The organism is Azospirillum agricola, from assembly GCF_020005195.1.
In the GTDB taxonomy this organism is placed as follows: domain Bacteria; phylum Pseudomonadota; class Alphaproteobacteria; order Azospirillales; family Azospirillaceae; genus Azospirillum; species Azospirillum agricola.
The window spans coordinates 188,270-214,469 of sequence record NZ_JAIFZR010000003.1 but is presented as its reverse complement, the minus strand read 5'-3'; the positions used below and the strand labels follow the sequence as shown (position 1 = coordinate 214,469).

Here is a 26,200-nt window from a genome sequence, read left to right as displayed (position 1 = left end):
GATGGCTCGATCGTGCCGAACTTGCCGCCGTCTACCGCGGGGCCGACCTGTTCGTTCTTTCCTCACGCGACGAAGGCATGCCGAACGTGGTGCTGGAAGCGATGGCGTCGGGGCTTCCGGTGGTGTCCACCCTCGTGGCCGGCGCGCGTGACTTGGTGGTGGACGGTTCGACTGGGCTGCTCGTTCCGACCGAAGACGTTGATGCCCTGGCGGAAGCGATCCGCCGTTTGGTTGGTGATGCGAGATGCGCGCGCTGTGTGGGGCACGGGGGCGGTCGCGGGTGGAGGCGTCCTTCTCCTGGCGGGCGGCGGCGACCGGTTTTCTTGATCTGCTCGGCGCCGCGCCAGTGCCGGCCGGAATGCCGGAAACTCTGGAAACAAAACACCGAAATTCGTGAGAAAAAAAAGGCCATCCCGAAGGATGGCCTAGAAATAAGAATTTATCACGGATCCACTCTTCTATGTAGCGGGGTAAGCCAAATTTGCAAGCCAAACCGACGGGGTGTCCCCAGGGATAATGAAGGAGTACCCTGCGCGACCGGTTCAGTTACGGGCGTTTGGCGAGCACGAAGATGTAATCCCCTTTGCTCCATCGGTTGGCCAGGAACAGAGTGTACAGGGCTTCGGCGATGGTGCGGCGGACGGGGCCATAGCTGCCCTCCGTGCCGCGTGCCCCCGTTAGCGCCAGAAGGTCGCGGTAAAGCGGCGAGAAGAAGGAAAGCCCCACTCCACCACCCTCTCGATCCGCAATCCGGTGGCAGCGATCTTTTCCTGCAACTCGCCATGGCGGTAGTTGCGGACGTGGCCGACGCTTGTCTCGAAAGCGCGCATGCGGCCCTGCATCGTTGCCACCAGCAGGTATTTGCCGGTCATGCGCGCGAGGTTGGCGATGGCGGTGCGATCGTCTTCGATGTGTTCGACCACGTCTGTGCAGAGCACCAGGTCGAACTGGCGGTCGAGCGCTCCCTCGGTGAGATCCAGGCGGAAGAATTCGGATTCCGGCGTGCGCTTGCGTGCGATGCGCAAGGCGCTTTCGGAGAAGTCGGCTCCGGAATAGCAGGCGGGCTTGCCGGCGCGCAGGGACTGGATCAGCGACCCCTCGCCGCAGCCGACGTCCAGCACGGTCTCCACCGGCAGATCGGCGATGACACGGCTGATGATCCGGCGCAGATGCCGCCCGGTCGGTCCGTGCCGGCGCATGTCGGTCCATTTGCTGTCCCAGCCCTCGTCGTAGCCGGCGAGGTCGAGCGGGGCCGCCTGCGTGGCGGTCGTGACGGGATCGGGCTGGGTCACCATAAGGTCCTCGAACGATGCGGCCCGTTTCAGGCCGGGTGGACGGCGAGCGCCATGCGGAACTCACCGCCGATCCATGGGCTGGCGCTTTCGATCAGCCGCAGGGCCTCGGCGGTGGCGCCACGGGCGATGCTTCGGCGGTAGGGGTTGAACTTGATCATGGTCATCGCCCCCGGTGCCAGTCCGGCTCGCCGAACGGCATCGCGCAGGGTGTCGGGGGTGAAGAACACGATATGGTCGCAATCATAGATGCCGCGAAGCGGCCCTTCAATCCGGCCGAGACTCAAGGCCCGGATGGCGGCAGCGGTTCGGGTGATCAGGCCGGCGTGGTTGGGTGTGTAGACCAGCAGCACCCGCCCGGCGCCACGAAAGCGGCGGCGTCGCGCAGCAGACCGACCGGATCCCGGACATGCTCGATCACGTCGAGCAGGGTCACCACGTCGAAGCTGCGCTCGCGCCCGGCCAGCAGTTGGGGAAGAGCGAGCGCATCGCCGGCCACCACCTCCGCTCCGCTGGTCTCGGCGGGCGAGCTTGGCGAGGCCGGGGTTCAGCTCGACCCCGGTGGACCGGTAGCCGGCTTTCACGGCGGTGCGCAGAAAATGTCCTGGTCCTGATCCGACATCAAGCAACCGGGCACCGGGGGTGGTGTGCGTGCCGGCCAGCCTCAGAATGTGCGCGAACTCCTTGTCCGCCTCGGCTTCGTCATCGCGGAACTGGTAGACGGTGGTATCGGCGTAATAGGCGTCGAGCGGAACGTCCGGCCGGGCTGGGATCTTGAACTGAAGACCGCAGGCCCGGCAGGTGACGATGCGACCCGGCACAGCCGACGGGTTGATCGAAACCGAGAAATCATAATCCTGGCGATGGTCACGTCCCCCACAGCAGGGGCAATCGGTCCAAGGGCGCTCGAGGTCGGGTGGAGCGTCGGCCGATGGACGCGGTGTGGAGTCGGTCGCTGTGAGGTCGGGCAAGGGGCAACTCGGTCCGGTGGTCGGATTGGGATCATACCCGCTCGATATCGCGAATCAATGTCGGGATTGGGAAATGGGGCGCAGAATAAAAGGGCATTTCATGAAATCATGATTTCATGAAATGCCCTTATTTATGATATTGGGGATTTATTTGGAGGAGGTGCTGCAGAAGGTTGGTCATCAAATCCAGATGCTGTCGTGCCGGTCAGATTCTTCCCAGAAAGCCCTTTCAAGATGATCAGCGGCGGCGAAGATCCTGAAGGTCGATGTCGTCAACGCGGAAGCCGGCGGCACGAAGCGCACGCATGACAATGACCTTCTGCGCGGTGCCTTCGCGGGCGGCGGCGTGGCGCAATTCTTCGATCAGATAATCAGGGAACATCGCTTGCCACGGCTTGGTGGGCGCTGGGCGGATCATCTGGGCGGGCAGCGCGGGTGGGACCGTGACCGGAGCCTGCTCCGGGACACTTGCCAGGACCGGGGCTGTTGTGGGGATTGGGGGAATGGAAGCCGGCGGTGTCGGTGGAATAGGATCGGTTGGCAGAAAACCGCGGCTCAGCCCGTAGGCGCGGATACGGGCAAGGTCGTCATCGTTGTTGAGGCCGCCAAGTGGCGGACGATCCTTTTTACTCATGCCATGATCTCATGAAAAAATGCCAGCAAATGAGGTCTGGCCGTGGCCTGCGATGAGACACCACGGCCGGCACCTCACAGGGGATGACTTTACAATTATAAATCATGAAAGTAAATCATGTAAATTTTTTATGCCGCCTTATGGTGCAACTGCCGCTGAAAGCGGGGCGCGCGTGACCAGAGGGTTGGTTGGCGAGGATGCGGTGAAGGCGATGAACTCGTCGGTCAGGGTTCGGACATTGATGTCAGCGTTGCTGCCCGGGTCGATCTCACCGGGGCCGTGGCCGGTGTAGGTCATTTCCTTGACGAGGGAGCGCTCGATCAACTGGGTGGAAAAGACCGGAACACCCTGCTCTGCCAGCAGCCCACGGGCGTGCCGGTCGACCCGCGATTGGATGGCGGCCTGGGTACGGACGATGACGATGCTGCAGGACGGGGTATGGCGCAGAACGCCGACCGAGTCCGAGACGACCTTGTAGGTGCGCACCGTCTCCTTGATGTCCATGTAGGACTGCTGGGTTGGAATCAGCACCACGTCGCTGACACTGAACGCGTAGAGCATGGTCAGGTTGCCGAACCCCGCAAGGTCGATCAGTGTGTGATCATAGCTTGGGGCGTGAGCCTGCACGGTCTGGCGGACGTTTGCCTCCGTGATCTCATCGATGGCGACGACACCGGAGTCGTTGCGTCGGTGCGCCCATTCTGCGAGATGCCGATTGGGGTCGCAGTCGAGCAGCAGGACGCTTCTGCCTCGGCGGCGCAGATCGGAGGCGAGCGACATCACGAGACTCGTCTTTCCGACGCCGCCTTTGGTGGAGGCAAAGCTGGCAACAGCGGTCATGGCGGTGTCTCCCAGGGCGATGGCGGAGTGCATGAAGGGGGGCGGCTTTGCTTAGCACGGCCTCCGGAACGGAGAAAGATGGAATGCCATGATTTGCTGATAACAGGGTAGGGAAGCATCACAATATTTCATGATATGATTTTATATCAACTGTCATCGCTCTCTGTGACTGAAATGCCATGGCCGCAATCAGGTGCGGGCTACCCAAATGGATTGCATGATTTGCGATCAATAAATCATGATATAAAAACATGACAACATCGTCCGGTGTCTTGACGCACCGATTGTGGAACTGGTGGTGACCGGACCGATGCGGCTGCGCCTTGGGACGCTTGAGCGTTGTCCGGAATCCGAGCAAGGCTGCACGGCTGCCTTTACTATTTGTGAAGCGACGCGATCGGCATGAGGGGGGGGCGGCACCATCCCAGGATGGTGGGCATGGCGTTGGCATCGGGGATCAGATAGATCAAGAGCTGCCGTTTGACGCGGAGGGCGAAACCCGTTCTCACGCCCCTTCATGATTGTGCAAGAGACCTGATGGTGACCATTCACGATATCCTGTCCGGCGCTGTTCAGAATCATCAGGCTGGCCGGATCGATGCGGCAGCCGTCCGCTACGCCCTGATCCTCGTCATCGAACCGGGGCATCCGGATGCCTTGCATCTGCTTGGTCTTGTTCGCCGGCAGAGGCAACGCCTCGACGAGGCGGCCGCGCTGATGGACCGTTCCCTGCGTGTGAACGGGAGTTTGGCGCAGCGCCATGCCGACCTTGGCAGCTTGCTGTTCGATTTGCAGCGCTTCGCTCCAGCGGCCGCTTCCCTGCGCGAGGCCCTGCGCCGACGGCCCGATCAGGCGGCCAATTTTCTGATGCTTGGAGAGGCCTTGCGCCGCCTTGGCCAAACCGGACCATCCACGGAGGCATTCCGCCGGGGGGTGGTCCTCCAACCCGATGCCACCGATGGATGGTACAATCTTGGGGCGCTGGTTCAGGGCGACAACAGTCTTCTGATGGCGCAGGCGAACGCGGAGGCCGCTCTCCATTTCCGGCGTGCGGTGACTTTGCGCAAGGACATGCTGATTCCCTGGATGAATCTGGGGATCGTGCTTTACATCATTGGCCGCTTGGCTGAGGCGGAAGCCGCTTGCCGCCGTGCCCTGGCTCTCCAGCCCGACTTCGACCGGGCGATGCTGCGGATCGGCCAGATCCGGCTTGCCCAAGGGGATCTGGTCGGAGCGGCGAGAATGCTGAACTGGGCGGGTTTCCAGAATCCGGGCGATCGGGAGATTGCCGAAACACGCGACCGGACCGGGGAGTACAGGCTCGTCACGTCCGCCGCAGCGGGTGGCGGTGGGATGCCCGACGGCTTGGTCGTCCGGGGAACGTTCCGCAACACGAGCGGATACGCTTTCATGGTGCGTCAGTTCGTGCGCCAACTGCACGCGCGGGGAGTTCCGGTGCAGTTGATGGATGTGCCGGTGTCCTTTCTCAAATCCATGGAGGATCGGCAGCGCGACCCATTTTTCGAAGGGTTTGGCCGGCCGGTACGGGCGCGGACAATATTGAACTTCATGATCCCGAATCTGGTCGAACAGGTTCCCGGTCTCGGCAGCGCCCTTTTTTCCATGTCGGAAACACGCAGGGTGCCACCGGACTGGCTGAGCTACAGCTTGCGCCAGTCCCATTTGATCGTTCCAACCCCATCGTCCGCCCGGGCCTGGATCGAGGCCGGCTATCCGGAGGAGCGGGTGCGTCTGTGCCCGCTCGGGGTCGATCCCCAACCCTTGTCGTCGGGGCTCGTCCCGATGTCGGTGTGCGACAGTCATGGGCAACGGCTGTCCGATTACCGAACGCGAATCGCCAACATCTCCGACCTGACCCTGCGCAAGAACCTGGATGGGCTGTTGCGGGTCTGGCTGCGGGCGACCAGCCGGCAGGACGATGCGGCTCTGGTTCTCAAGCTTGGCAAAGGGACACCGGGCGAAGATGCCCGGATCGCGCAGTTCATGACGTCCGTGGCCGCGTCCGTGGGCAAACCGCTGGCGGACGCGGCGCCGGTCTTTGTCGTGTCCGGCAGCTACAGCGACGGCGAGATGCTGTCGTTGCTGGCCGCCACCACCCATTACTGGAGCCTGTCGCACGGTGAGGGATGGGATCTGCCGATGACCCAGGCCGGGGCCATGGGGTTGACCTTGATCGCGCCGAGTCACAGTGCCTACACGGCCTATCTCGACGAGGAGGTGGCGCTGATGCTTCCGTCGCGCCCGTCGCCGGGACGGCCTCCCTACGCCGGACTGGAATGGTGGAGTCCGGATGAGGACGAGGCCGCCGCCGTTCTTACCCGTGTCGTCCGCGAGGGGGCGGCTCCGCCGCGCTCCGCGCGCGACCGGCTGGCGACGGAGTTCAGCTGGGACCGTGCCGGTGATCGTCTGGTGGCCGTCCTGCGGGAGATCGGAGCGATCGGCTGACCTCTCCACTGCTTTGCCGTGGCTACCGGTTTCCCGTTGGATGATTGTCCATTGGACGGGAGGGGGGAGGGGGGCGGAAGAGCTGCGGCAGGATCGCCGGCAGATCGGCCCAGAGCAGACGGGCACCACGCCAGGCCGCCGCGGCTTCCCCCGGCACGCCGCGGCGGATGGCGTGGGCGATGCGGACCATGGGTTCGACGATCGCCGTCGCGATGGCGACGGCAACGGTGGCCATCGGACCGAAATGCTTTCCGGAAAACAGCAACCGGCTGCGCAGCGAGTAGAACAGGCGGATGTCCTTGATGCCCTCTGTTGTGCCGCATCCCTTGTGGCGGGCTTCCGCTCCGGCGAAGTGGACGACCTCCCAACCGGCCCGGCGCGCCGACAGGCACAGATCGACGTCGTCGAAATAGACGAAATAGCGTTCGTCGAAACCGCCCAGGCTTTCGAACAGCGAAGAGCGGATCAGGAGGAAGGCCCCCATAACCTGGTCGACCGGGCGGGTGTCGCCGTGATCCCATTCCTGCATGAAGTGGGGGGGAAATTGCTTCGGCATCGCCCGATCGAGCCCGACGGACTGGGCCATCAGGCGGCTTGGCGTTGGAGCGCGGGCGCATGAGCGCTGGATCGCCCCGTCCTCGCCGCGCAGCCGGATGCCGACGATGCCGACCCTGGCGTTGGCCGGTTCCTCCAGGAAGGCCAGGGCCGGGGCCAGCGAGGCAGGGCCGAGTTCGGTATCCGGATTGAGGAACAGGATGTGATCGGCGCGGGAGTCGACGGCCCCTTGGTTGCAGGCGGCGGCGAAGCCTCTGTTCCGGTCGTTGCGCAGGACCGTCAGAGGCAGGCCGTTTCCCGGCAGATGGTCGGCCGAGCCGTCGGTCGAGGCGTTGTCCACCACCACCAGCCGGTTCAGGGTGAAACCGCCGGTCAAGGCCGATCCGATCGAACCGATGCAACGGCGCAGCAGGTTGCCGGCGTTCCAGTTGACGATGACGATGTCGAGGCTCGGCGGCATGACGGGAGAGGGTGTCCTGTGAGCGGGGAGGCGTGGTCAGGCGTCGGAGAATGTCACGTTTGAGACCACTCTCCCCGAGGACTTACGATACCTTGGCCAGGGACGGCAGCTTCGTAGCGCCCGTCTTAGCGTGGTAGAGCGCCAAGATCTCGTCCACCGGGCCCATCGTCACGATCCGGCCGTTGTCCAGCCACAGCAGCTTGTTGCACAGCCGCCGCAGCACGCTTTCCACATGCGAGGCGACGACCAGGATGCTGGCGCGGCGGACGAACTCCTCGGCCCGACGCTCGGCCTTCTCCAGGAACTGGGCGTCGCTGACGGCGATCCACTCGTCCATCAGGAGGATCTCGGCGTCGATCGCAGTCGCCGCGCCGAAGGCCAGACGCAGCATCATGCCGGCGGAGTAGGTCCGCACCGGCAAATCAAGATGGTGGCCCAGTTCGGTGAAGGCGGCGATGTCCTCCATGCGGGATTCGATCTCCTCCCGCGACACGCCGAGATAGGCCGCCCGCATGCGGATGTTGTCGTAGCCCGACGCGTCTGGGTCGAAGCCAATCGACAGGTCGAACAAGGGGGTGACCCGCCCGTCGACGCGGATGCGGCCCTCGGTCGGCTCGTAGACGCCGGCCATGGTGCGCAGCAGCGTCGTCTTGCCGGCGCCGTTGCCGCCGATCAGTCCGACCCGGTCACCGTGCTCCAGCCGTATCGACACGTCGTCGAGCGCCTGGACGAAGAGCCGGTGCTGCGCATCGTGCTTGATGATGCCACTGGTCGAGGAGTGCATCAGCGTCTTCTTCAGGGAGCGGCTGCTGCCCTGGTACACGACGAAATCGACGGAAACCTCTTCGAGATGGATCGAAGCCATGTGCTACAGCCAATATGCGATGCGTTTGCGGAAGCGGACATAGGCGGCGAAGGTCACGGCCCAGCCGGTCGCCGTGATGCCCAGCGCCATCGCCCAGATTCCCAGGCTCGGCACCGCGCCCAGCAGCGGGCCGCGCACGACCTCCAGGATGTAATAGACCGGATTGAGGGCGACCATCAGGTGGCGTTCGGCGATCAATTCCGGCTTCCACATCACCGGGGTGACGAAGAACAGCAACTGTACCACGCTGGCGACGATCGGCGGCACGTCGCGGAAGCGGGCGCAGATCATGCCCAGCAGCAGGGCGATCCACACCGCGTTCAGGATCAGCAGCCCCAGCCCCGGCAAGGCCAGCAGCCCGCCCAGTCCCGGCGCGAGCCCCAGCCACAGGGCCATGGCGATGAAGATGACGGCGTTGTGGGCGAGAATGATCAGGTTGCGCCACACCACGCGCAAGGCATGCACGGACAGCGGCATGCGCACATGCTTGATGAGGCTGTCGAACTCCTGGAAGCTGCCGCAGCCCTCGTTGAGGGTTGCCGCGACAAAATTCCACAGCGCGAGGCTCAGCGCCAGATAGGGCAGGTATGAGGATAGGTCGAACCGGAACAGCGACCCGTAGACGTAGCCCAGGCTGGCGACCATCACCGCCATGCTCATGGTGAGCCAGAACGGCCCCAGGACGGAACGGCGGTAGCGCTTGCGGATGTCGTGCCACCCCAGCATCCCCCACAGGGACCAGCTGGCGGCCCCCTGGGTGAGATCCTCGCGCGCGCGGGCGGTTTGGCTTCGATCGGCGGAGTCGAAGATGGCACTCATCGAGGAACCTTGGGAAAAACCTTGCAATGCCGGCGCTTCACGGCGCGGGCGCGACGACGGGGCCGGGCGGGCTGGATCGGCATGTCCATCCGCCTGCGGAGAAAACTGGCCAGGAACCGAACCGGGAACCGCGTGGAATTCCATGGGGGAGTGGTAACCCAGATGGCCTGGATCGTCACGTATTATCGCTATGACCAATCCGGGTCTCCGCCCCGCCTTCTCTCCGCTGGAAGACGCCAATTGCCACGCCGCCCACGCGCGATACAATCCCGGACCCGCCGCCTTGGCGACCCGCCCTCCACTCCTCAAGACCATCGGCCATGACCGTCTCAGCCCCCTTCCTCTCCGGCCGGGCCGCCTCCGTCCGTCCGTCGGCTTTGCTGCTGACTGCTGTGCTCGGACTCCTCCTGTTCGGCATCGCCGTTGCGGGAGTGCTGGTGTTCACCGCAACGGCACCGACCTTCTATGGGACGGCGCTCGCCCCGCATTCCGACGCGCTGACCAGCTGGCTGCATGGAACGCTGGGTTTCTATTTCTACGGGGTTTCCCACAACACGCTGCTGCTGCGCCCGTCGATCTCCGTGCTCTACAGCGGCATTCTGACCTTGACCGGACTGGGCGGCGGCGGTTGGCTGGGGGCGATTCCGCTTGTGTTTGCCGGGCTCTACGGCTTGGCGCTCATCGCCGTGTTCCCCCTGCTGGAGACGCGCGGCCGGCTGGCCCTGCTCTGTCTGTCGGGGCTGGCGCTCGCCGCGCGGGGACCGCTGATCGGGCCGCTCGCTCCGGACAGTCTGAACACCGATTTTCCCGGTTTCGCCTTCACCATGGCCGGGCTGCTGCTGGCGCTGGTTCCGCTGGCTCAGCCCAGCCCCACCGCCGGTTCCCGTGCGCTGATGCTGGTCGGCTGGTTCTTCCTGGGTTTCGCGGCGGCGACCCGGGGGCCGGGGATGCTGTTCGGCCCCGCGCTCCTGCTCGTTCTGCTGCTGCACGCCCGTGTCCGGACCAACGCTTGGCGGAGCGCGGTCACGGTCACGGCGGCGGCAGGGCTGGCCTTCCTGGCCCCATTGGTCGGGGACAGCGCGTTGCGCGCGGCCATCGGGGTCGACGCGCAGGGACTCATCGCCTTCTACTCCTTCTATTCGGATCCGAGCCACACGCTGACCAACGAGGCCTATTTCCGTTTCGTCGAGTTGAGACCCGGCGTCCCGGAGGTGCTGCGCGGTTATCTCGGTTTTCTCCTGTCGGACGAAGGACGACGGGTCGTGTGGGGCGCCTTTGTGGAGCGTCTGGGCATCGATGGGCTCACGCTGCTCGGGATTGGTTTTCCGCTGGTGATGGCCGGGGCCTGGATGCTGGACGCCGCGCTGACGGCGGGGGCGGCTTGGCGGGTGGGCGGTTCGCCGCTGCGGGCGCTGCTGACGCCGGCTTTTCCGGTCAAGCTGGGGCTGGTCCTGGCCGGCTTCGCCCCCGTCATCGCCGCGGCCCTGTTGCCGGAGCTCGCCTCCCACGCCACGCCGGCGATGGTGGTGCTGGCGGTGTGCGGGCTGACCCTGGCCTGGGCGCTGCCGACGGGGCGGGTGGTGCCGGCCGCCTTTGCGCTGGTCTATCTGCTGGGGATCCTGTTCGTGGTGCTGACCGGGACGAAATATTACAGCCGGGTCGTCCATGGATTCGTGCTGGCGCTCTATGCGGGACCGCTCTGGGTCCTGCTCGACCCCGCCGGCCGGGTCGAATGGGGTGCGGCGCGGCGGAGCTGGGCCGCCGCCGTTGCCGGGCTCTTCACGCTGGGGATGCTGTTCCTTCTGGGCGCGACCTTCATCCTGCCGACACCGATGAAGGCGCTCTACCGCGCCGAGGTGATGGGGCGCCCCGCCGCGATCAAGATCTCCGAGGATCCGGGTCTTGACCGGGCGCTCTATTTCTCCGGAGGGCGCGAGGTGCTGTACACGCGGGCCGATGGGCTGCCGGTCGGGACGCTGCGCTCCACGGTCGGATTCGAAAATCCCAACGGGACCATCGGCGTGCCGGAGGAGATCGACGGCTTGCGTGCCTTCAACGCCCTGTTCGAAAATCCTGGGCGCTTCGTGGAGTAGGAATCGTGCTCACAGCCGCCACAATCGGACGCCGTCCGGTGTGGTGGCGCGGTCCAGCATGGCCCGCACGTCGACGGCCAGCCCGCGACCGTCCTTCAGCAGGCCGGCGACCAGTGGCCAGCCGCTTTCCCGGAATTCCCGGTGCGCGACAGCCAGCACCACCGCGTCGGCGGGGGGCAGCGCGCTTCGGGGGGTGAGCGTCAGCCCATACTCGTGCGCGCATTCGGCCGGGTCGGCGTGGGGGTCGTGGACGGCGACCGCGATGCCGAAGCTCTGGATCTCGCGCACCATGTCGATGACCCGGGTGTTGCGGATGTCCGGAACGTCCTCCTTGAAGGTCAGACCGAGCACCGTGACCGACAGGGCGCCTTCCCGCGCTTCTCCCCTGGTCTGGAGAAGCCGCTTCACCGTCTCCCGGCCGATGTGCTGGCCCATGGAGTCGTTGATGCGCCGTCCGGCCAGGATGACTTCGGGCTGGTGGCCGACCTGCTGGGCCCGGTGGGTCAGGTAATAGGGATCGACGCCGATGCAGTGGCCGCCGACCAGACCGGGGAAGAAGCGCAGGAAGTTCCATTTGGTGCCGGCGGCCTCCAGCACGTCGTGGGTGTCCACCCCGAGCCGGTGCAGGATGACCGACAGTTCGTTCATCAGCGCGATGTTCAGGTCGCGCTGGGTGTTTTCGATCACCTTGGCGGCCTCGGCGACGGCGATGGAGGGAGCCTTGTGGATGCCGGCGGCGACCACGCTGCCATAAACGGCGGCGACGGTGTCCAGGGTCGCCGCGTCCGACCCCGACACCACCTTGACGATGGTCTCGAAGCGGTGCTCGCGGTCGCCCGGGTTGATGCGCTCCGGCGAGAAACCGACGGTGAAGTCGCGGCCGAAGCTCAGCCCCGACTCCGCCTCCAGGATCGGCACGCACTCGCGCTCGGTCGCACCGGGGTAGACGGTCGATTCGTAGACCACGATGTCGCCGCGCTTCAGCCGGCGCCCAACGCTCCGGCTGGCCGACAGCAGCGGGCGCAGGTCCGGCAGCTTGGCGTCGTCGATCGGGGTCGGCACGGCAATGATGTGGAAGTCGGCTTCCGCGAGATCGGCCGGGTCGGCGGTCAGGCGCAGGCCGGCGGCGCGCAGGACATCGCCCTCCACCTCGCCAGTGCGGTCATGGCCGTTCCGCAGTTCGTCGATGCGGTTGGGGTCGATGTCGAAAGCGACCAGCGGGTTTCCCGCCCTTCCAAAGGCGACAGCGACCGGCAGGCCGACGTAACCGAGACCGATGACCGAGATTCGGCGGGCGTGAGGCATGGTGGGGCACTTTGAAGACGATGTTGGAAGCCCCCAGAATCTTCACCGCTGCGGGGGAGAACTCAACAGGTTTCTGCTCCTCCGTGCTTGCCCGTCGCCCATCCCCGTCCCCAGGCGACCGCCAGCGGAACGCCGTCCCCGAGCGGGATGCGCGGCGTGTAGCCCAGCAGGCTCCGCGCTTTGCCGAGGTTGGCAACGTAGCGGGTCACCTCGCCCACCTGGGTTGGTGCCAGAGTGATTCGCGGGGTGCGGCCGAGGGCCGCTCCCACGAAGCCGGCCATCTCCACCAAGCTGTGGCCGGTGCCGTGGGCGAGATTGATGGTTTGGTTGGCGACCCGCCCGGCGGCGAGGCGCTCGATGCCCCGGGCGATGCCGTCGACGCAGTCGTCGACATGGGTAAAGTCGAGGATCTTGCCCTCCCCATAGATGGTGATGGGCAGGCCGCGGCCAATGCGGTCGATGAACAGCGGAATGACCCGCTCCATCCGCTCCAGATCGTTGTCGTAGCGGCCATAGACGTTGCTGAAGCGGAAGACGATGTAGGGCAGGCCGTAGCAGCGGGCGTAGGCGTAGACCATCGCCTCGCCGGCGATCTTGCTCGCCGAATAGGTGCTCTCGGTGTAGGCGAAGTCGGCGCTGGTTTCCTCGGTGTCGAAGCGGTGGATGTCGCCATAGACCTCGCGGCTGCTGGAAAAGACGATGGGGACGTTCCACTCCCGGCACAGCTCCAGCACCCGTTGGGTCGCCACCATGTTCTCCAGCGCCAGCTCGGGCCGGCGCACCAGCTCGTGCACCTTGGCGTGGGCGGCGAGATGCACCACCAGATCCGGCCGCTCCAGCGTGGCGAGTTCCGCCGCCTGCGGGACGGCGAGGTCGGCCGCCACCGTCTCCACCCGCGCGGTCCACGGGTTGGGACGGCGGTCGACCCCCAGCACCGCATGCCCGTCCTCCAGGCAGCGGAGCGCTAGATTGGTGCCGATCTGGCCGCTCGATCCGGTGATCAGGAGGCGCATGAAGTCTCTCCCCGCCGGGCGGGTGCCGGCAGCTTTCCCAGGAAATGGCCCATGAAGACGTAGCGGGTGGAGCGGAACAGCGGGGCCGCCACGCCGGTCGCCAGCAGGGTCTCGGCGGCGGCCACCTCCGTCGCCGAATAGACCTTGCGGTTGTTCAGGATGATGGTGGCGAACAGCCGGTCGTAACCGTCGATGATGCTCCACATCTGGGAATCGCCGCGCTTGCGGTGCTTCAGGAAGGCGCCGGGCTGGTGCCGGCCGCGGACGCCGAGCGCGGCGGAGGCGATCCAGAAGTCCCAGTCGTCGAAGCCGTCGACGTTGGTGCGGTAGCCGCCGACCGCCTCCCACACCGCCTTGCGGTAGAGCGCGCAGTAGGAGAGCTGGTTGAAGTATTTCAGCCGCTCCAGCTCGAAGCGTCCGGCTGGCCAGACCGCCGCGACGTCGCCGAACTCCTCGCGGTCGGTGTAGACCACACCGATGGCCGGATCGGCGTCCAGACGGGCGGCGCAGATCTCCAGCGTGTCGGGAGCGATCAGGTCGTCGGCGTCCACCGGCAGGATGTAGCGCCCGCGCGCCATGGCGATTCCCCGGTTGCGCGCCGCCCCGACGCCCGTGGTGTCCTGGAAGACAGCGCGGATGCGGTGCGCCGGGTTGGCGGCGACCAACTCGCCGATCAGGGCACGGGTGGAGTCGCGGCTGCCGTCGTCGACCAGGATGATCTCCATCGACCGCAGGGTCTGCGCCGTCAGGCTCGCCACCGTCTCGGCCAGCCAGGGAACCGAATTGTGGCAGGGCACGATGACGGACACCGTCGGATCCGTTCCGGGATCAGTCTTGGGATCATCCTCGACCGTGCTCATCTCAGAGCCCCCGCGTGTAGAGCAGGTTGCATTTGGCGCAGACCGGCATCAGGCCGCAGCGCGCCACCGTTTCCCGCACCCGGTCGTAGGGGGCGCCCTGCCAGACCTCGGCGACCTCGGCTTCCGTCAGGTTGCCGACGGTGAATTCGGGGAAGAACTTGCAGGACACCACGTCGCCGCCGGGAAAGACGTCCATGCGGGTCCGGTGGACGACGCAGCGCGTCTTGTTCTGCGCCGGGCGGTCGCCGCCGGCCAGGAACTCGGCCATCTCGCCAGCCGCCAGCTTAGGGTTGTAGCGCAGCTTGACACGCCACCTGCCGGCGTCGCGGCGGGCGTCGATCCGGGCGAGGTCGGCGCGGAGATCCTCCAGCCGGGCGGGGTCAATCCGGAACTTGTAGGAATGCCAGCTCGGCCGGCGCTCGCCGGCGGGCATCTCCAGCCAGGGGAAGTGCGCGGCGACATGCCCGTCCATCCGGGCCGAGGTCGCGTCGGACAGGTGCCAGGGAAAGCTGAGATAGACCGTCTCGACCCCGACCTCCTCCAGGAAGCCGACCAGATCGAACAGGCGGCCGATCATCGCATCCTGGAACACGCAGTTGACGGTGATCTCGCCCCGGTAGGTTCCCGCCCGTTTCGCCTCGGCCAGGGCGCGCAGGCCGCCCATCATGCGGGCGAAGGCGCCCCGGCCGCGCAGGGCGTCGTGCTCCGCCTCGAATCCGTCGACGGCGACCACCAGCTCCAGCCGTTCGGAGATGCGCAGCAGCCCGTCCAGCCGGCGTTCGATCATCGTCCCGTTGGTGCAGACCGAGGTCCAGCGCCGCTCGCGCTCCAGCAGATCGACCAACCCGTTCCACTGGCGGTAGACCAGAGGTTCGCCGCCCCACAGATAGACGTTGGATTTCAGCTCCCGGGTCGCTGCCAGCACCTTCTCCACCACCGCGAGGTCGAGGTCGCCGCCGCCCAGCCCGTGGTGATAGCCCTTCCCGTTCCACTGGTAGCAATGCTCGCAGCGCAGGTCGCAGCGGTTGGTCAGCTTGAAGGCGACCTCCTCGGGCAGCGGGCGGGCGTGCCACTCCGTGTCCACGCCGTCGCGCTCGGCCCGCCGGGCGGCCAGCAGGTTGGGGGCGATGCGGCGGACCTTCTCGAAGGCCTTCGCGTCGAGCTTCGGCCCCTTGGCCTGCGGGTGGGGCTGTGCGGTGGTCGGCGGTGTCATGGCGGGTCCCTCAGGCAGGTGCCGATGCGTTCGAGCGTCGCGGCGGCGTGGTCGCGCAGGTAGCTGTCGTGGTCGCCCGGCACGGCGTGGACGGTCAATCCGCCACCGGCCCAGGGCCGCCAGCCCTCGGCCACGCCCTGGCGCAGCGACTCCCCGCTGGCGATCAGGGTGACGGGACCGGGGTAGCGGCGCGGCCGGTGGCTCATCAGGGTGCGGACATAGGCCCGCTCGGCGGCGGCGGTCTGGCCCGGCTGCGGGGTGGCGACGGTGACGAGCTTCCTGGCCCAACGCCTGGCCGCCCGCGCCAGACTGCCGACGGCGTCGCCAGCCTGCTCGCGGCGCTGCCGCCCGCTCTGCCGGGCCAACGCCTGCCGGTGGTCGTGGAAGATGGAGGCGAGATCCGTCCCGGCCAGCCGCAGGATGGTCCGGCGGTCGCGCAGGAGGGCGCGCGGCCGCTCGATCCATTCGTAATGGCGCTGTCCGGCGGCGCTGGGGCACCAGCCGTCGAGCAGGACCAGGGCGGCGACCGTCTCCCCCCGTTCCACAAGCTGGCGGGCCATCTCGAAGGCGAGGGCGGCGCCGACGCATTCACCGAGGATGCGGTAGGGGCCCGCGGGCTGGACGCGGCGCACCGCCTCCAGATGAGCGGCAGCCATCGCCTCGACGCTGGGGGGAAGCGGTTCCGCCCCGTCCATGCCGCAGGCGCGCAGGCCGTGGACGGCGGGGTTGCCGTCGAGCCGGCGCAGCAGGCGGGCGTAGAGCGCCATCTCCACCAGCCCGCCATGCCCGCCGGGCACCAGGAAGACCGTCCGCGCCGGATCGCCGTGCCGCACCGTGATCAGTGTCGGGTCGTCCGGGCTGGGTTCCGGCGTGGCGTGCAGGCGTGCGGCCAGTCCGGCGACGGTCGGCGTCTCGAACAGGGCGAGGAGCGGCAGGGCGTCGCCGAAGGCCTCCTCGATGCGGTGGGCGAGCCGGACCGCCAGCAGGGAATGACCGCCGTGGTCGAAGAAGCCGTCATGGATGCCGAGCGGGCGGACACCCAGCAACTCCTCGAACAGGGCCAGCATGGTCCGCTCCACCGCGTCGCGCGGGCCGTCGCCGGCCGCGCTGCCCGTCGCAACGGTTGCTGCTGGCGCGGGCAGGGCCCGGCGGTCGAGCTTGCCGTTGGCGGTCAGGGGCAGGCGGTCGAGGACGGTGACGATGGCCGGGATCATCGCCTCGGGCAGCCACGCCCGCAGGCGCTCGCGCAGGCCCGGTAGCGGATGGGTCCCCAAATCCGCGCCCGGTTCCGCCACGATCCAGGCGGCCAAGCACTTGTCCGCCGCTCCGCTTCCGACGGCCAGGACGGCGGCCTGGGCGACGCCGGGGCAGCGCCGCAGGGCGGTCTCGACCGCTTCCGGCTCGACGCGGACGCCGCGGATCTTGACCTGCCCGTCGGCCCGCCCGAGGAAGTCGAGGACGCCGTCGGGACGCCGCCGCACGCGGTCGCCCGTCTTGTAGAGCCGGGCGCCGGGTTGCGGGTCGAAAGGGTCGGGGACGAAGCGCCGGCGGGTCAGCTCCGGGTCGTTGAGATAGCCGCGCGCCAGCCCGTCGCCGCCGATCCACAACTCGCCCTCCACCCCGACGGGGACCGGCTGGCCTTCGCCGTCCAGCGCGTGGACCCAGGTGTTGGCGATGGGGCGGCCGATGGGGATCGGGCCACCGCCGGCCAGCTCCTCCGCCGTGACCGGGTGCAGACAGGTGAAGGTGGTGGCCTCGGTCGGGCCGTAGCCGTTGAACAGCCGGCAGCCCGGCGCCGACGCCAGGAGGCGGGCGGCGTGGGCGGGCGACACCACGTCGCCGCCGACCAGCAGCCGCCGCAGGGGGGCGAGCGCCGCGACGCGCAACTCGACGACCAGCTCGAACAGGCCGGCGGTCAGCCACAACAGGGTGACGCCGTGCCGGCGGATGGCGTCGCCTAGCCCGTCCGGCGTCGGCGCGCTGCCGATGTCCGGGGAGGGCGCCAGGGCCAGCCGCGCCCCGTTCAGCAGGGCGCCCCAGATCTCGAAGGTCGCCGCGTCGAAGGAGAGCGGCGCCAGTTGCAGCAGCGTGTCGGCGGGGCCGGGCGCCGCTTCGCCCATGCCCAGCGCCAGCCGGATCACCCCGCGGTGGGTGACCGCGACCGCCTTTGCCTCGCCGGTCGAGCCGGAGGTGAACAGCACGCAGGCGAGCCGCTCCGCCGGCACGCCCTCCTCGATCGGGGCGTCGCTTTCCCGGTCGATCAGGGCGCGGTCGGCGCCGGGCCGCAGCAGCGCCACCCCCGTCTCCGCCAGCGTCTCCACCAGCTCCGCCGGCGCGTCGTCCTCCGCCACCAGCACCGCCGCCCCGGCGGCGCGCAGCCGGCTGGCGGCGAGCGGCGGCGGGGTGGACGGGTCGAGCGGCACGCCGGCGCCGCCTGCCTTGAGGATCGCCAGCAGGGCGACGACCAGCGTGGGTGTGCGGTCCAGCCGCAGGCCGACCCGCACCTCCGCCGCCACACCCAGCGCGCGGAGATGCCGGGCCAGCCGGTTGGCCCGGCGGTCGAGCGCGCCGTAGGTCAGCGCGGCCCCGTCGTCGCCGATCACGGCGACGGCGTCGGGCGCCCGCTCCGCCTGCTCGGCGAACAGGGTGTGGATCGAGGTTGCCTTCGGGTAGGGCGTCGCCGTGGCGTTCCAGGCGGTTAGCAGCCGGGTCCGCTCGGCGGCCGGCAGAAGCGGCAGGGTGGCGACCGGCCGCTCCGGCTCCGCCGCCATCCCGCCGAGCAGCAGAACGAGGCGCGCGAGCATCGCGTCGGCGGTCGCTGAGTCGAACAGGCTGGAATCGTAATGCAGGGCGGCGGTCAGCCCGTCCGGCCCGTCCTGCATGTAGAGAGTCAGGTCGCAGGCGGCGCGGCGGCTGTCGAGCGGCCAGGACTCGACCGCCAGTCCCGGCAGGCTCCAGCAGCGGCGCGGCACGTTCTGGAAGGCGAAGACCGCCTGGACCAGCGGCGGATGGCCGGTTAGGCGCGGTGGGTTGACCGCCTCGACCAGCAGTTCGAAGGGGAGATCCTGGTGGGCGAGGCCTCCGGCGACGGCCTCCGCCGTGTGGGCCAGCAGGGCGCGGACCGAGGGACGGCCATCGAAGCGGACCCGGAGCGGCAGGGTGTTGACGAGCAGCCCGATCATCCCCGCCAGCTCCGCCCGGTTGCGGTTGGCGACGGGGGAACCGACGGTGATGTCCGTCTCGCCGCTGTGGCGGTGCAGCAGGATCTGGAAACCGGCCAACAGCGTGGAGAAGAGGGTGACGCCGGTGTCCAGGCTGAGAGCCCTCAGGGCGTCGGCGAGATCCGCTGGCAGGGTGACGGCCCGCGACGCCTCGCGCCGGTCGCGGCCGGGGTGGCGCGGCCGGTCGGTGGGCAGCGCCAGCACCGGTGGCGGCCCGGCCATCCGTTCCGTCCAGTAGGCCAGCAGCCGGTCGAGCGTGTCCCCCTGGAGCCGGCGCCGCTGCCAGAGGGTGGCGTCGGCGTAATGCAGCGCCGGGTCGGGCAGGGGCGAGGGCCGGCCGGCGGCGAAAGCGCCGTAGAGGATGCCCAACTCGGTCATAAAGACGTCGAAGGACCAGCCGTCGAAGACCGCGTGGTGGACTGATATCAAGAGGCGGTGCTCGGTATCGGCCGTCCGCAGCAGCGTGGCCCGCAGCAGGGGGCCGTGCTCCAGGTCGAAGGGGGTGGCGGCCTCGGCATCGGTGCGTTGTCGGAGGGCGGCGTCGCGCTGGTCCGGATCGAGCGGGCGGAGGTCGATCCGGTGGAGGGGGAATGGGGTGTCGCCGGGTGTCCGCACCACCTGCATCACCGTGCCGTCCACCTCCGCCAGCGTCGTGCGCAGCGCCTCGTGCCGGCGGACGCTCTCGCCCAGCGCGCACGCCAACGCCGCCGGGTCCAGCGGGCCGGCCAGCCGGTGCGCCACCGCCAGCACATGGGCCGGGGTGCCGGGCTCCAGCCTTTCCAGGAACCACAGACGCCGTTGCGCGAAGGAGGCTGGCGTGGCCGCGCCGGGAGGGCGAGGCTCCAGCGCCGGCCCGCTGCGCTGGGCGGCCAGCACGCCGCGCAGGGCCTCCCACCGCTCCCGCGCCGCCTTTTCCGCCATCGCCCCGTCGAGCCGCGTGTCCATGGCGGTCGCCTCAGCGTCCCGGCGCGGTGCTGTGGGTGTGGTAGCGGCAGCAGGCGGTGCAGATCGGGAACAGCGTCTCGCGCAGATGGGCGCGCATCCGCTTCGCCTTTTCCCCCTGCCAGATCTCGGCCAGGGGCTGCTCGTTCAGGTTGCCGATGGAGAGGTCGTAGAAGGAGTGGCAGGTCGTCACCTCGCCGCGCGCCGAGATTTCGGCGTAGGCCCAGGGGAAGCCGCAGCGGCTGCGGCGGTCCGCCATGCGGTCCCACTCCGCGCTCAGATAGTGGGTGAGGTTGCCGACCTCCAGCGTGCGCGGCTGGCTGTGGAAACGCACGCCGTGCCGGGCGCAGGCGTCGCGGACTCGGGTCATCTGCTCCACCACCGCCTCGACGTCCATGCCGGCGAAGACCGCCGGGTCGCGGACATAGGCCTTGGCGCAGGGCGTTGCCGTCACCCCGAACACCCGCTCCGCCACCGCCGCGTAGTCCTGGTGCTCGGCCGTGGTCGCGTAGCTCTGCAGCTCGATGCTGACGAAGGCCAGCCGCGACAGGTCGATGCCATCCAGGAAGAAGTCCGCGATGTGCCGGTGGTTGAGCGGCGTCACCACATAGGTGATGCCGAGTTCGGGAAAACGGCTGCCCGCCGCGCGCTTGGCCCGCTCCAGCGCCGCGAAGCCGTTCATCGCCTGCCGGAACACGCCCTTGCCGCGCTGCTGGTCGTTGATCGCCTGCGGACCGTCCACCGACAGCCACAGCCCGGTGGGGGCGGTGCGGACCAGCCGCTCGGCGTGGCGCTCCACCAGCGTGCCGTTGGTCGGAAAGGCCAGTTCGCAGCCGCCCTCGCGGATCAGGGCGATGACATCCCAGATGCCGCGGTAGAGCAGCGGCTCGCCGCCGAAGAACTCGAAGTAGGGCTTGGCCGGCAGGCACTCGCGCACCGTCCGCAGCACGAGACTGGGGTCGAGCTCGGCCAGTTCCGCACGTTCGTGGTAGGCCCCGGCCTCGCCCCACTCGTAGCACATGGCGCAGCGCAGGTTGCAGCGCTCCAGGAGCTGGAAAACGATCCAGGAGGGGACGGCCCGCGCCTGGAACGGGTTCATGCCGCCTCTCCGGCGGCGAGCCGCGCGGCGTAGGCGGCGGGGTAGCCGCCGGGGCTGCGCCCGCGTGCCGTCAGCGCCGCGTGTGCCCGCTCCAGCGCCGCCGGATCGAAGCCGCCTTCAGCCCAGCCCGCGAAAGGAATGCCGAAGCCGAGCCGCTCCCACACCGCCCCGTTCGCCTGTTCGGCGTAACCGTAGGCGTCCAGCAGGACGACCGGCGTCGCGGCGTCCAGCGAGTCGATCAGGGTGCAGCCGCCGGGCTTGCTGACCACCGCCCGCGCCTCCCGGATCACCCGGTGGAAGCCGTGGAAATCCTTGTTCTGGCTGTAGGACACGGAGCCATCCCGGGCGACCGCCCCGACCGGCGGGAAGGTCAGGCGCCCGTCCGCGCCGCGCTGCCACGGTTCCCAGGCGGGGTCGACGATCCAGCAGCGGTCGTCCGGGCCGAACCATTGCCGCTCTGCCGGGTCGTGGACGACGATGTCCAGCGCGTGGCCGGCGCGTGCCAGGGCGGGCAGCGTGTCGATGTAGGTCCCGAGCCCCCAGCCGCCGCCATGGACGACCAGCCGGTTACCTCGCTCCACAAAGGGGATGGGCGGTTCGGGTGTGACCGGAATTTCATGGTGGAGGGCCATGTCCGCCGCGTTCCACAGCCAGATCTCGGCCCCGTCACCCTCTAGGGCGCGGTGAACTTTGAAGGACGCAGAGATCTCGGCATCGATCCGGCAGAGGTCCCGCCGCACCGGCAGCCCCGGCACACGCCGGCGGTAGTCCTCCAGCAGCGGCAGCCAGAAGCCCGACCAGACGATGAAGTCGCTCCGTCCTTCGGCGGCCCAGCCGTCGAGCAGGGTGTCGATGCGCACCGGATCCAGGTTGTCCAGCACCGGGCGGGCCATGCGGTGCGCCATCTGAGCGAGGGCGAAGTTCTTCCGGCATGCCTCGCGATGGGCGATGTGGCGGTGCAGGCTGTCGGCGGTGTAATGGCCCTCGAGCACCTCGACCTCGGCCGCAATCCCGAGCCCCGCCAGTTGGCGCTGGATCAACAGGGCCGGGATGTAGACGCCCAGCCCGATTCCGGAGGTCAGGATGGTGACCGGCGCCCGCTGCCTGAGCCAAGGTTGAGACTGCGGCGGGGCGCTGTTCACGCCGCGCTCTCCGCCTTCGGCATGGTGTCGAGGAAGGCGGAGAGCGTGGCGATGGAGCTCAGGGTGGAGAACTCCATCCGGTCGAAGTCGATGCGGATGCCCAACTGCGCCTCGACCTCCAGCATGAAGGTCAGCAGCTCGATGGAATCGAGACCGATGCCCTCGATGAGGTCGGTGTCGTCGGGCAGGTCGGCCGGCGCTCCGGGCAGCGCCTTCACGCTGGTCAGGATACGCTTGATGCTGTCGATGGTGGCCGGGGTGGTCGTGCTCATGGTTCCGTCCGCAGTCTGTCTTTCCGCACCGCCAGCCCGATGCCCATGAAGGGGCCGAGCCCGTCATACTGGGCGGTGAACTCGACGCAGTCATACCCGTTCATTGCCCGGATCTCCTCCCACACCGTCCGCACGCCGGGGCAGCCGACGTTCGACACGTCGTGAAGCGCGATCATGTTGGCGACCGGGAGCAGGGCCGCGACCTCGCGCCGGCACTGCTCCTCCTCATGGTGGGAGTCGATGAAGACCAGATCGATGGGGGCCAGCCGGTCGCGCAGGGCGGCGAAGTCCGGCGACTGGCTGTTGAGCCCGGCGAAGTGCGAGCGCGGGTTGAGGGCGGTGTAGTCCGCCATCGACGGGCAGGGGATGATGTCCACCCCGACCGCCCAGTCGAGTGGCCGGAAGCGGTCCAGCAGCTCGACCGTCAGCACGTAGGAGCCGCCGTGGCGGATGCCGATTTCCAGATAGGAGCGGACGTCCAGTTCGGCGAGATGGCGCAGGTAGGGTGCGAACTGGATCGGGTACTGCCAGACGCGCAGGCCCGGCCCGCAGTGGGGATGGAGATGCGGCGGCAACTCGCCCATGCCCTCGTCGTTGAGGCCGAGGACGAGCATCAGTTCTTCCAGAACGCCGGGTTCGCGCAGCCGTTCCGGTTCCATCTGCCGGACCAGGGCGATGCGGTCGAGATCGAGCGCCGATGGGCGCAGCCCCTTCAGCAATGCCCAGGCCTTCTTGCGCTGGTCCCAGGCCACGGCCTGCTGGGTGGCGCTGGTCTGGGTGGCGCTGGATGACGGGCTGTTCAATACGCTCTCCTCTTCGCCGGGGACGGCGGGGATGGAGCGAGGCCGGACATGTCAGCGTCGCTTCCCGGAATGATTGTTGCTCGCAACGTACCCGAGCGGCAACCGGGCCGGCAAGCCGGTTCCATGATGGTCGCACGGGATGATGACGGGCGCTTTAACGCGGCGGGCCTCCCGCCTCACGCCAGCCCGACCTTGCGGATCTTCCCGCTGTCGGTGCGGGGCAGGGCTGGGACCAACTTGATCCGCCGGGGTACCATGACGCTTTCCAGCCGTTCGGCGCAGGCACGGCGCAAGGTAGCTTCGTCGAGATCCGCCCCGTCGTCGGCCACGACGAAGGCCTTCACCGCCTCGCCCAGAAGCGGGTCGGGAACGCCGATCACCGCGGCCTCTCGGACACCGGGAATGGCAAGCAGCGCCGCTTCGACCTCGACGGGGGCGACCTTTTCGCCGCGTGACTTGATGATGTCGTCCATGCGGCCGACGAAATAGAGATAGCCCTCCTCGTCGAGCCGGCAGAGATCACCGGTGTGCAGCACCCGCTCGCCGGGCAGCGGGCCGGGATGGAGCTTGCGGGCGGTTTCCTCCGGCTTGTTCCAATAACCCTGCATCACGGTGGCGCCCCGGATCACCAGCTGTCCGGTTTGACCGAGACCTGGTCCGGGCCCCAGCCGCTCGCCGTCGTCGCCGATCAGCCACAGCTCGGTGTTGGGGATGGCGATGCCGACGCTGCCGGGCTTGCGCGCCAGATCCTCGGGCGGCAGGTAGGTGCAGCGCTTGCATTCGGTCAGGCCGTACATGGAAAAGATGCGAGCCTTTGGGAAGAGGAATTGGAGTGTGCTGATGTGCTTGGCGGGCAGGGCGGCGGCGGTGTTGGTCACGGTCCGGACGCTCGACAGGTCCCATGGCGACCGGTCCCGCAGTTGGGCCAGCAGGGCGGCGATGGTCGGCACCACGGGCAGCACGGTCACCCGCTCCGCCGCGATGCGCTTCATCAGCTCCGCCGGCAGGGAGACCCCGCGCTCCAGCACCAAGCGGGCGCCGTGGCGGGCGCTCAGGATCATCTGGTAGAGCCCGTAATCGAAGGCCAGCGGCAGGGCGCACAGAAGCACGTCGTTGCCCGTAAGGCCGAGATACTGGCCGATGGAGGCGGCGGCGGTCAGCATGTTGCGGTGGCTCAGCATGACGCCCTTGGGCTCGCCCCGGCTGCCGGAGGTGTAGACCAGCGCCGCGAGGTCGATGTCCAAGCCTTGGCGCGGAGGAACCGCCACCCCGTCCTCATTGCCGGGGGCCACTTCCAGGGCCGCGTCGAAGATGGGATTCCCCGTTGCCAGCACGGTCTTCAGGGACGGGCAACGGTCGGCGGCCGGGGCAAAGACCGGGACCAGCCGGTCATCGGCGACCAGCGCCGCCGCTCCGCAATCGTCGAGCAGCCAGCCAAGCTTGTCGGTTTTGGTCTGCGGGTTGACCGGCACCACGACGGCGCCGGCCAGAAGCCCGCCCCAGAAGGCGGTGACGGCTTCGACGCCGTTCTCGGCGAAGATCACGACCCGGTCGCCACGCTCCACTCCCCGCTGGCGCAACGCCCAGGCCAGCCGGCAGGCCCGCTCGCACAGGGCGGCGTAGGTGAGGCGTCGCTTGCCGCAGGTCAGCGCCCCGGCGGTGGGCCAGGTGCGAGCGGCGTGAATCAGGAAGTCTTGAAGCAGTGGCACCGCATCATGCATGGCGTGGTGACGTCCCCTCCCGCGAGATTGCTGGGATCATCACCAAGCGCGCCGTCGGTTTCCAGGGCCATGTTGTTCTTGGGGGTGAGGGGATAAAATTATACAAAACAGCAATTTCAGTTCTCTCCTTTGATGGTGCGACGTTGTCAGGTAGTTGAGGCGAAAAGCCGGATCCCGAGGGGCTGGAGCAGTCCCGCCCCTCGTTTTGCAGACCGGTTCATGCAAAATGTCGACAGTTCATGCGAAGAGCCCGGTTCAAGAGCCATAGGCTCCGTTTCAACTCATTGGAAAACAGGGTCTAATTCCAGAACGGCTCCCGTCTTTCACAGCATCGGCCAGCTTCTGTCCGGCAACCATCCGGTCTGGCGTCCTGTCGCGGGACGCCTGAGCGTTGACGGTATCGAGTGGTAGGGATGCAAAGGTGCAACCAAAAGAGCCCGTCCCGGCTTTCATTCCGCCCGCTCAGCCGTTCTCTTACAGGGCGTTGTAAAGAAAGTAGCGTGGGCCGAAACGGTCGTTTGCCTTCGTTCTCATGGACTTTACAAAGGGGTGACCGAACCTCTTCACGGCTTGGAACACGCCATGGCGCTCATCGGCTACGCCCGCGTCTCCACCGACGACCAGACCACCGCTGCCCAGATGGACGCGCTGCGCGCCGCCGGCTGTGCCGCGATCTTCGAGGAGAAGGCGTCCGGCGCCTCGCGGGCGCGGCCGGAGCTGGCACGGACTCTCGCCCGCCTCGCCCGCGGCGACACGCTGGTGATCTGGAAACTCGACCGGCTCGGTCGCTCCCTGTCCCACCTGCTGGAGGTGATCGAAGACCTGCGTGGTCGTGGCTGCCACTTCCGCTGTCTGACCAGCCCGATCGACACTGCCAGCCCCCACGGCACGCTGGTGCTGCAGATGCTCGGCGCCGTGGCCGAGTACGAGCGCTCGCTCATCCGCGAGCGCACGCGCGCCGGGCTGGCGGCGGCCAAGGCACGGGGCCGGGTCGGTGGCAATCCCAAGCTGAAGCAAGGCGACAAGGTGACCGCGCAGCGTCTGGCCGACCAGCAGCGCCAGCTCTATCTGCTGGAACTGACCCGAACGGCGGAGGAGTGGCTGCCCACCGTGCGGCGGCTCCGGCCGGCCCGCCCGTGGGTGGCGGTGACGCGCGCCGTGAACGCCAAGCTGCCGCCGGGCCGGCACTGGACCGCCGAGCGGCTGCGCCGGGCCGTCCGGGCCTTCGTCGAGGAGGGCTTGGCCGACCGGTCGTTGCTCGACAAGGTGCCGTCGGTGCGCGGCGACGACCGGCTGATGGTGCTGGTGGCCGGGATCGCCCGGGCGAACCCCAAGCTGTCGCTCCGGGCGATTGGTGCCCAGCTGGAGGCGATGCGGGAGACTACGCCACGCGGTGGCCGGACCTGGGCGGCGGCGTCGGTCAAGAACCTGCTGGACCGTGCCCGTGCGCATGGGCTGCTCGCCACAAGCCCTGGATGATGCCGTTGCCCCTTCTTTCTCGTGGCATTCGTTCCAGTAAAGGCAGAAGCTTTTTTGCCGATTCTCAGATAACCGCAAGAGGGTGGTCAAAGGCTGTCGGATGAGTGACGCCGCGTAGGCGCGGCTCAAGGCTTC

At 68.1% G+C, this 26,200-nt stretch carries 21 protein-coding genes and 1 pseudogene; 4 read left to right on the top strand and 18 right to left on the bottom strand.

Features of this window, described 5'->3' with window-relative positions; genetic code table 11:
* Positions 1-47: 47 nt before the first annotated feature.
* Positions 48-179 (top strand): annotated as a pseudogene (locus tag JN22_RS08990) (glycosyltransferase); the annotation flags it as partial.
* Positions 180-677: 498 nt separating this feature from the next.
* Here JN22_RS08990 and JN22_RS08985 read toward each other — a convergent pair.
* The 5 genes from JN22_RS08985 to JN22_RS08965 all read right to left on the bottom strand — a co-directional run bounded on the left by JN22_RS08985 (position 678) and on the right by JN22_RS08965 (position 3,737).
* Positions 678-1,295 carry a class I SAM-dependent methyltransferase gene (locus JN22_RS08985; RefSeq protein ID WP_223677638.1) on the bottom strand — a complete coding sequence of 206 codons (618 nt, stop codon included), beginning with the start codon at positions 1,293-1,295 and terminating at the stop codon, positions 678-680.
* A gap of 26 nt (positions 1,296-1,321) precedes the next feature.
* Positions 1,322-1,645, bottom strand: coding sequence for a hypothetical protein (locus tag JN22_RS08980; RefSeq protein ID WP_143268245.1), 324 nt, complete (start codon positions 1,643-1,645; stop codon positions 1,322-1,324).
* Positions 1,609-1,791 (bottom strand): class I SAM-dependent methyltransferase, encoded by a 183-nt coding sequence (locus JN22_RS08975; protein ID WP_179166096.1) that lies wholly within the window; start codon positions 1,789-1,791, stop codon positions 1,609-1,611. The genes JN22_RS08980 and JN22_RS08975 overlap by 37 nt, the downstream gene beginning before the upstream one ends.
* Before the next feature lie 710 nt (positions 1,792-2,501).
* On the bottom strand, positions 2,502-2,897 hold the full coding sequence (locus JN22_RS08970; protein WP_085553628.1) for a hypothetical protein: 396 nt from the start codon (positions 2,895-2,897) through the stop codon (positions 2,502-2,504).
* A gap of 138 nt (positions 2,898-3,035) precedes the next feature.
* Positions 3,036-3,737, bottom strand: a complete 702-nt coding sequence (locus JN22_RS08965) for a ParA family protein (protein WP_085553641.1) — start codon at positions 3,735-3,737, stop codon at positions 3,036-3,038.
* 537 nt (positions 3,738-4,274) lie between these two features.
* Here JN22_RS08965 and JN22_RS08960 point away from each other — a divergent pair.
* Positions 4,275-6,203 (top strand): tetratricopeptide repeat protein, encoded by a 1,929-nt coding sequence (locus JN22_RS08960; protein ID WP_085553627.1) that lies wholly within the window; start codon positions 4,275-4,277, stop codon positions 6,201-6,203.
* 22 nt (positions 6,204-6,225) lie between these two features.
* Here the strand turns inward: JN22_RS08960 and JN22_RS08955 are convergent, their stop codons facing one another.
* The 3 genes from JN22_RS08955 to JN22_RS08945 all read right to left on the bottom strand — a co-directional run bounded on the left by JN22_RS08955 (position 6,226) and on the right by JN22_RS08945 (position 8,902).
* Positions 6,226-7,218 (bottom strand): glycosyltransferase family 2 protein, encoded by a 993-nt coding sequence (locus tag JN22_RS08955; RefSeq protein ID WP_085553626.1) that lies wholly within the window; start codon positions 7,216-7,218, stop codon positions 6,226-6,228.
* Between the two features lie 82 nt (positions 7,219-7,300).
* A complete protein-coding gene (locus tag JN22_RS08950; RefSeq protein WP_085553625.1) occupies positions 7,301-8,083 on the bottom strand; it encodes an ABC transporter ATP-binding protein in 783 nt (260 codons plus the stop codon).
* A gap of 3 nt (positions 8,084-8,086) precedes the next feature.
* On the bottom strand, positions 8,087-8,902 hold the full coding sequence (locus JN22_RS08945; RefSeq protein WP_085553624.1) for an ABC transporter permease: 816 nt from the start codon (positions 8,900-8,902) through the stop codon (positions 8,087-8,089).
* 320 nt (positions 8,903-9,222) lie between these two features.
* Between JN22_RS08945 and JN22_RS08940 the strand changes: the two genes are divergently transcribed.
* Positions 9,223-10,995: a hypothetical protein gene (locus tag JN22_RS08940; RefSeq protein WP_085553623.1), complete on the top strand. Its 1,773-nt coding sequence runs from the start codon at positions 9,223-9,225 to the stop codon at positions 10,993-10,995.
* A 9-nt stretch (positions 10,996-11,004) separates the two neighbouring features.
* Here JN22_RS08940 and JN22_RS08935 read toward each other — a convergent pair whose 3' ends face one another.
* From JN22_RS08935 to JN22_RS08890, 10 genes are all read right to left on the bottom strand, one after another.
* Positions 11,005-12,300, bottom strand: a complete 1,296-nt coding sequence (locus JN22_RS08935) for a nucleotide sugar dehydrogenase (RefSeq protein WP_085553622.1) — start codon at positions 12,298-12,300, stop codon at positions 11,005-11,007.
* Positions 12,301-12,362: 62 nt separating this feature from the next.
* Positions 12,363-13,313: an NAD-dependent epimerase/dehydratase family protein gene (locus JN22_RS08930; RefSeq protein ID WP_085553621.1), complete on the bottom strand. Its 951-nt coding sequence runs from the start codon at positions 13,311-13,313 to the stop codon at positions 12,363-12,365.
* The gene (locus JN22_RS08925; protein WP_085553620.1) at positions 13,301-14,173 is read right to left on the bottom strand and encodes a glycosyltransferase family 2 protein; all 873 of its coding nucleotides are present in this window, start codon (positions 14,171-14,173) and stop codon (positions 13,301-13,303) included. Before JN22_RS08925 ends, JN22_RS08930 begins: the two co-directional genes overlap by 13 nt.
* A gap of 1 nt (position 14,174) precedes the next feature.
* Positions 14,175-15,386: a radical SAM protein gene (locus tag JN22_RS08920; RefSeq protein WP_085553619.1), complete on the bottom strand. Its 1,212-nt coding sequence runs from the start codon at positions 15,384-15,386 to the stop codon at positions 14,175-14,177.
* On the bottom strand, positions 15,383-19,552 hold the full coding sequence (locus tag JN22_RS08915) for a non-ribosomal peptide synthetase (protein ID WP_085553618.1): 4,170 nt from the start codon (positions 19,550-19,552) through the stop codon (positions 15,383-15,385). The genes JN22_RS08920 and JN22_RS08915 overlap by 4 nt, the downstream gene beginning before the upstream one ends.
* A gap of 10 nt (positions 19,553-19,562) precedes the next feature.
* Positions 19,563-20,648 carry a radical SAM protein gene (locus tag JN22_RS08910; protein WP_085553617.1) on the bottom strand — a complete coding sequence of 362 codons (1,086 nt, stop codon included), beginning with the start codon at positions 20,646-20,648 and terminating at the stop codon, positions 19,563-19,565.
* Positions 20,645-21,790: a hypothetical protein gene (locus JN22_RS08905; protein ID WP_085553616.1), complete on the bottom strand. Its 1,146-nt coding sequence runs from the start codon at positions 21,788-21,790 to the stop codon at positions 20,645-20,647. Before JN22_RS08905 ends, JN22_RS08910 begins: the two co-directional genes overlap by 4 nt.
* Complete coding sequence (locus tag JN22_RS08900; RefSeq protein ID WP_085553615.1) at positions 21,787-22,062, bottom strand: acyl carrier protein; 276 nt, start codon at positions 22,060-22,062, stop codon at positions 21,787-21,789. The genes JN22_RS08905 and JN22_RS08900 overlap by 4 nt, the downstream gene beginning before the upstream one ends.
* A complete protein-coding gene (locus tag JN22_RS08895) occupies positions 22,059-22,865 on the bottom strand; it encodes a CmcI family methyltransferase (RefSeq protein WP_085553614.1) in 807 nt (268 codons plus the stop codon). The genes JN22_RS08900 and JN22_RS08895 overlap by 4 nt, the downstream gene beginning before the upstream one ends.
* Before the next feature lie 176 nt (positions 22,866-23,041).
* The gene (locus JN22_RS08890; protein WP_211099615.1) at positions 23,042-24,574 is read right to left on the bottom strand and encodes a class I adenylate-forming enzyme family protein; all 1,533 of its coding nucleotides are present in this window, start codon (positions 24,572-24,574) and stop codon (positions 23,042-23,044) included.
* A gap of 594 nt (positions 24,575-25,168) precedes the next feature.
* Here JN22_RS08890 and JN22_RS08885 point away from each other — a divergent pair.
* The gene (locus JN22_RS08885; RefSeq protein ID WP_085553612.1) at positions 25,169-26,065 is read left to right on the top strand and encodes a recombinase family protein; all 897 of its coding nucleotides are present in this window, start codon (positions 25,169-25,171) and stop codon (positions 26,063-26,065) included.
* Positions 26,066-26,200: the final 135 nt, after the last annotated feature.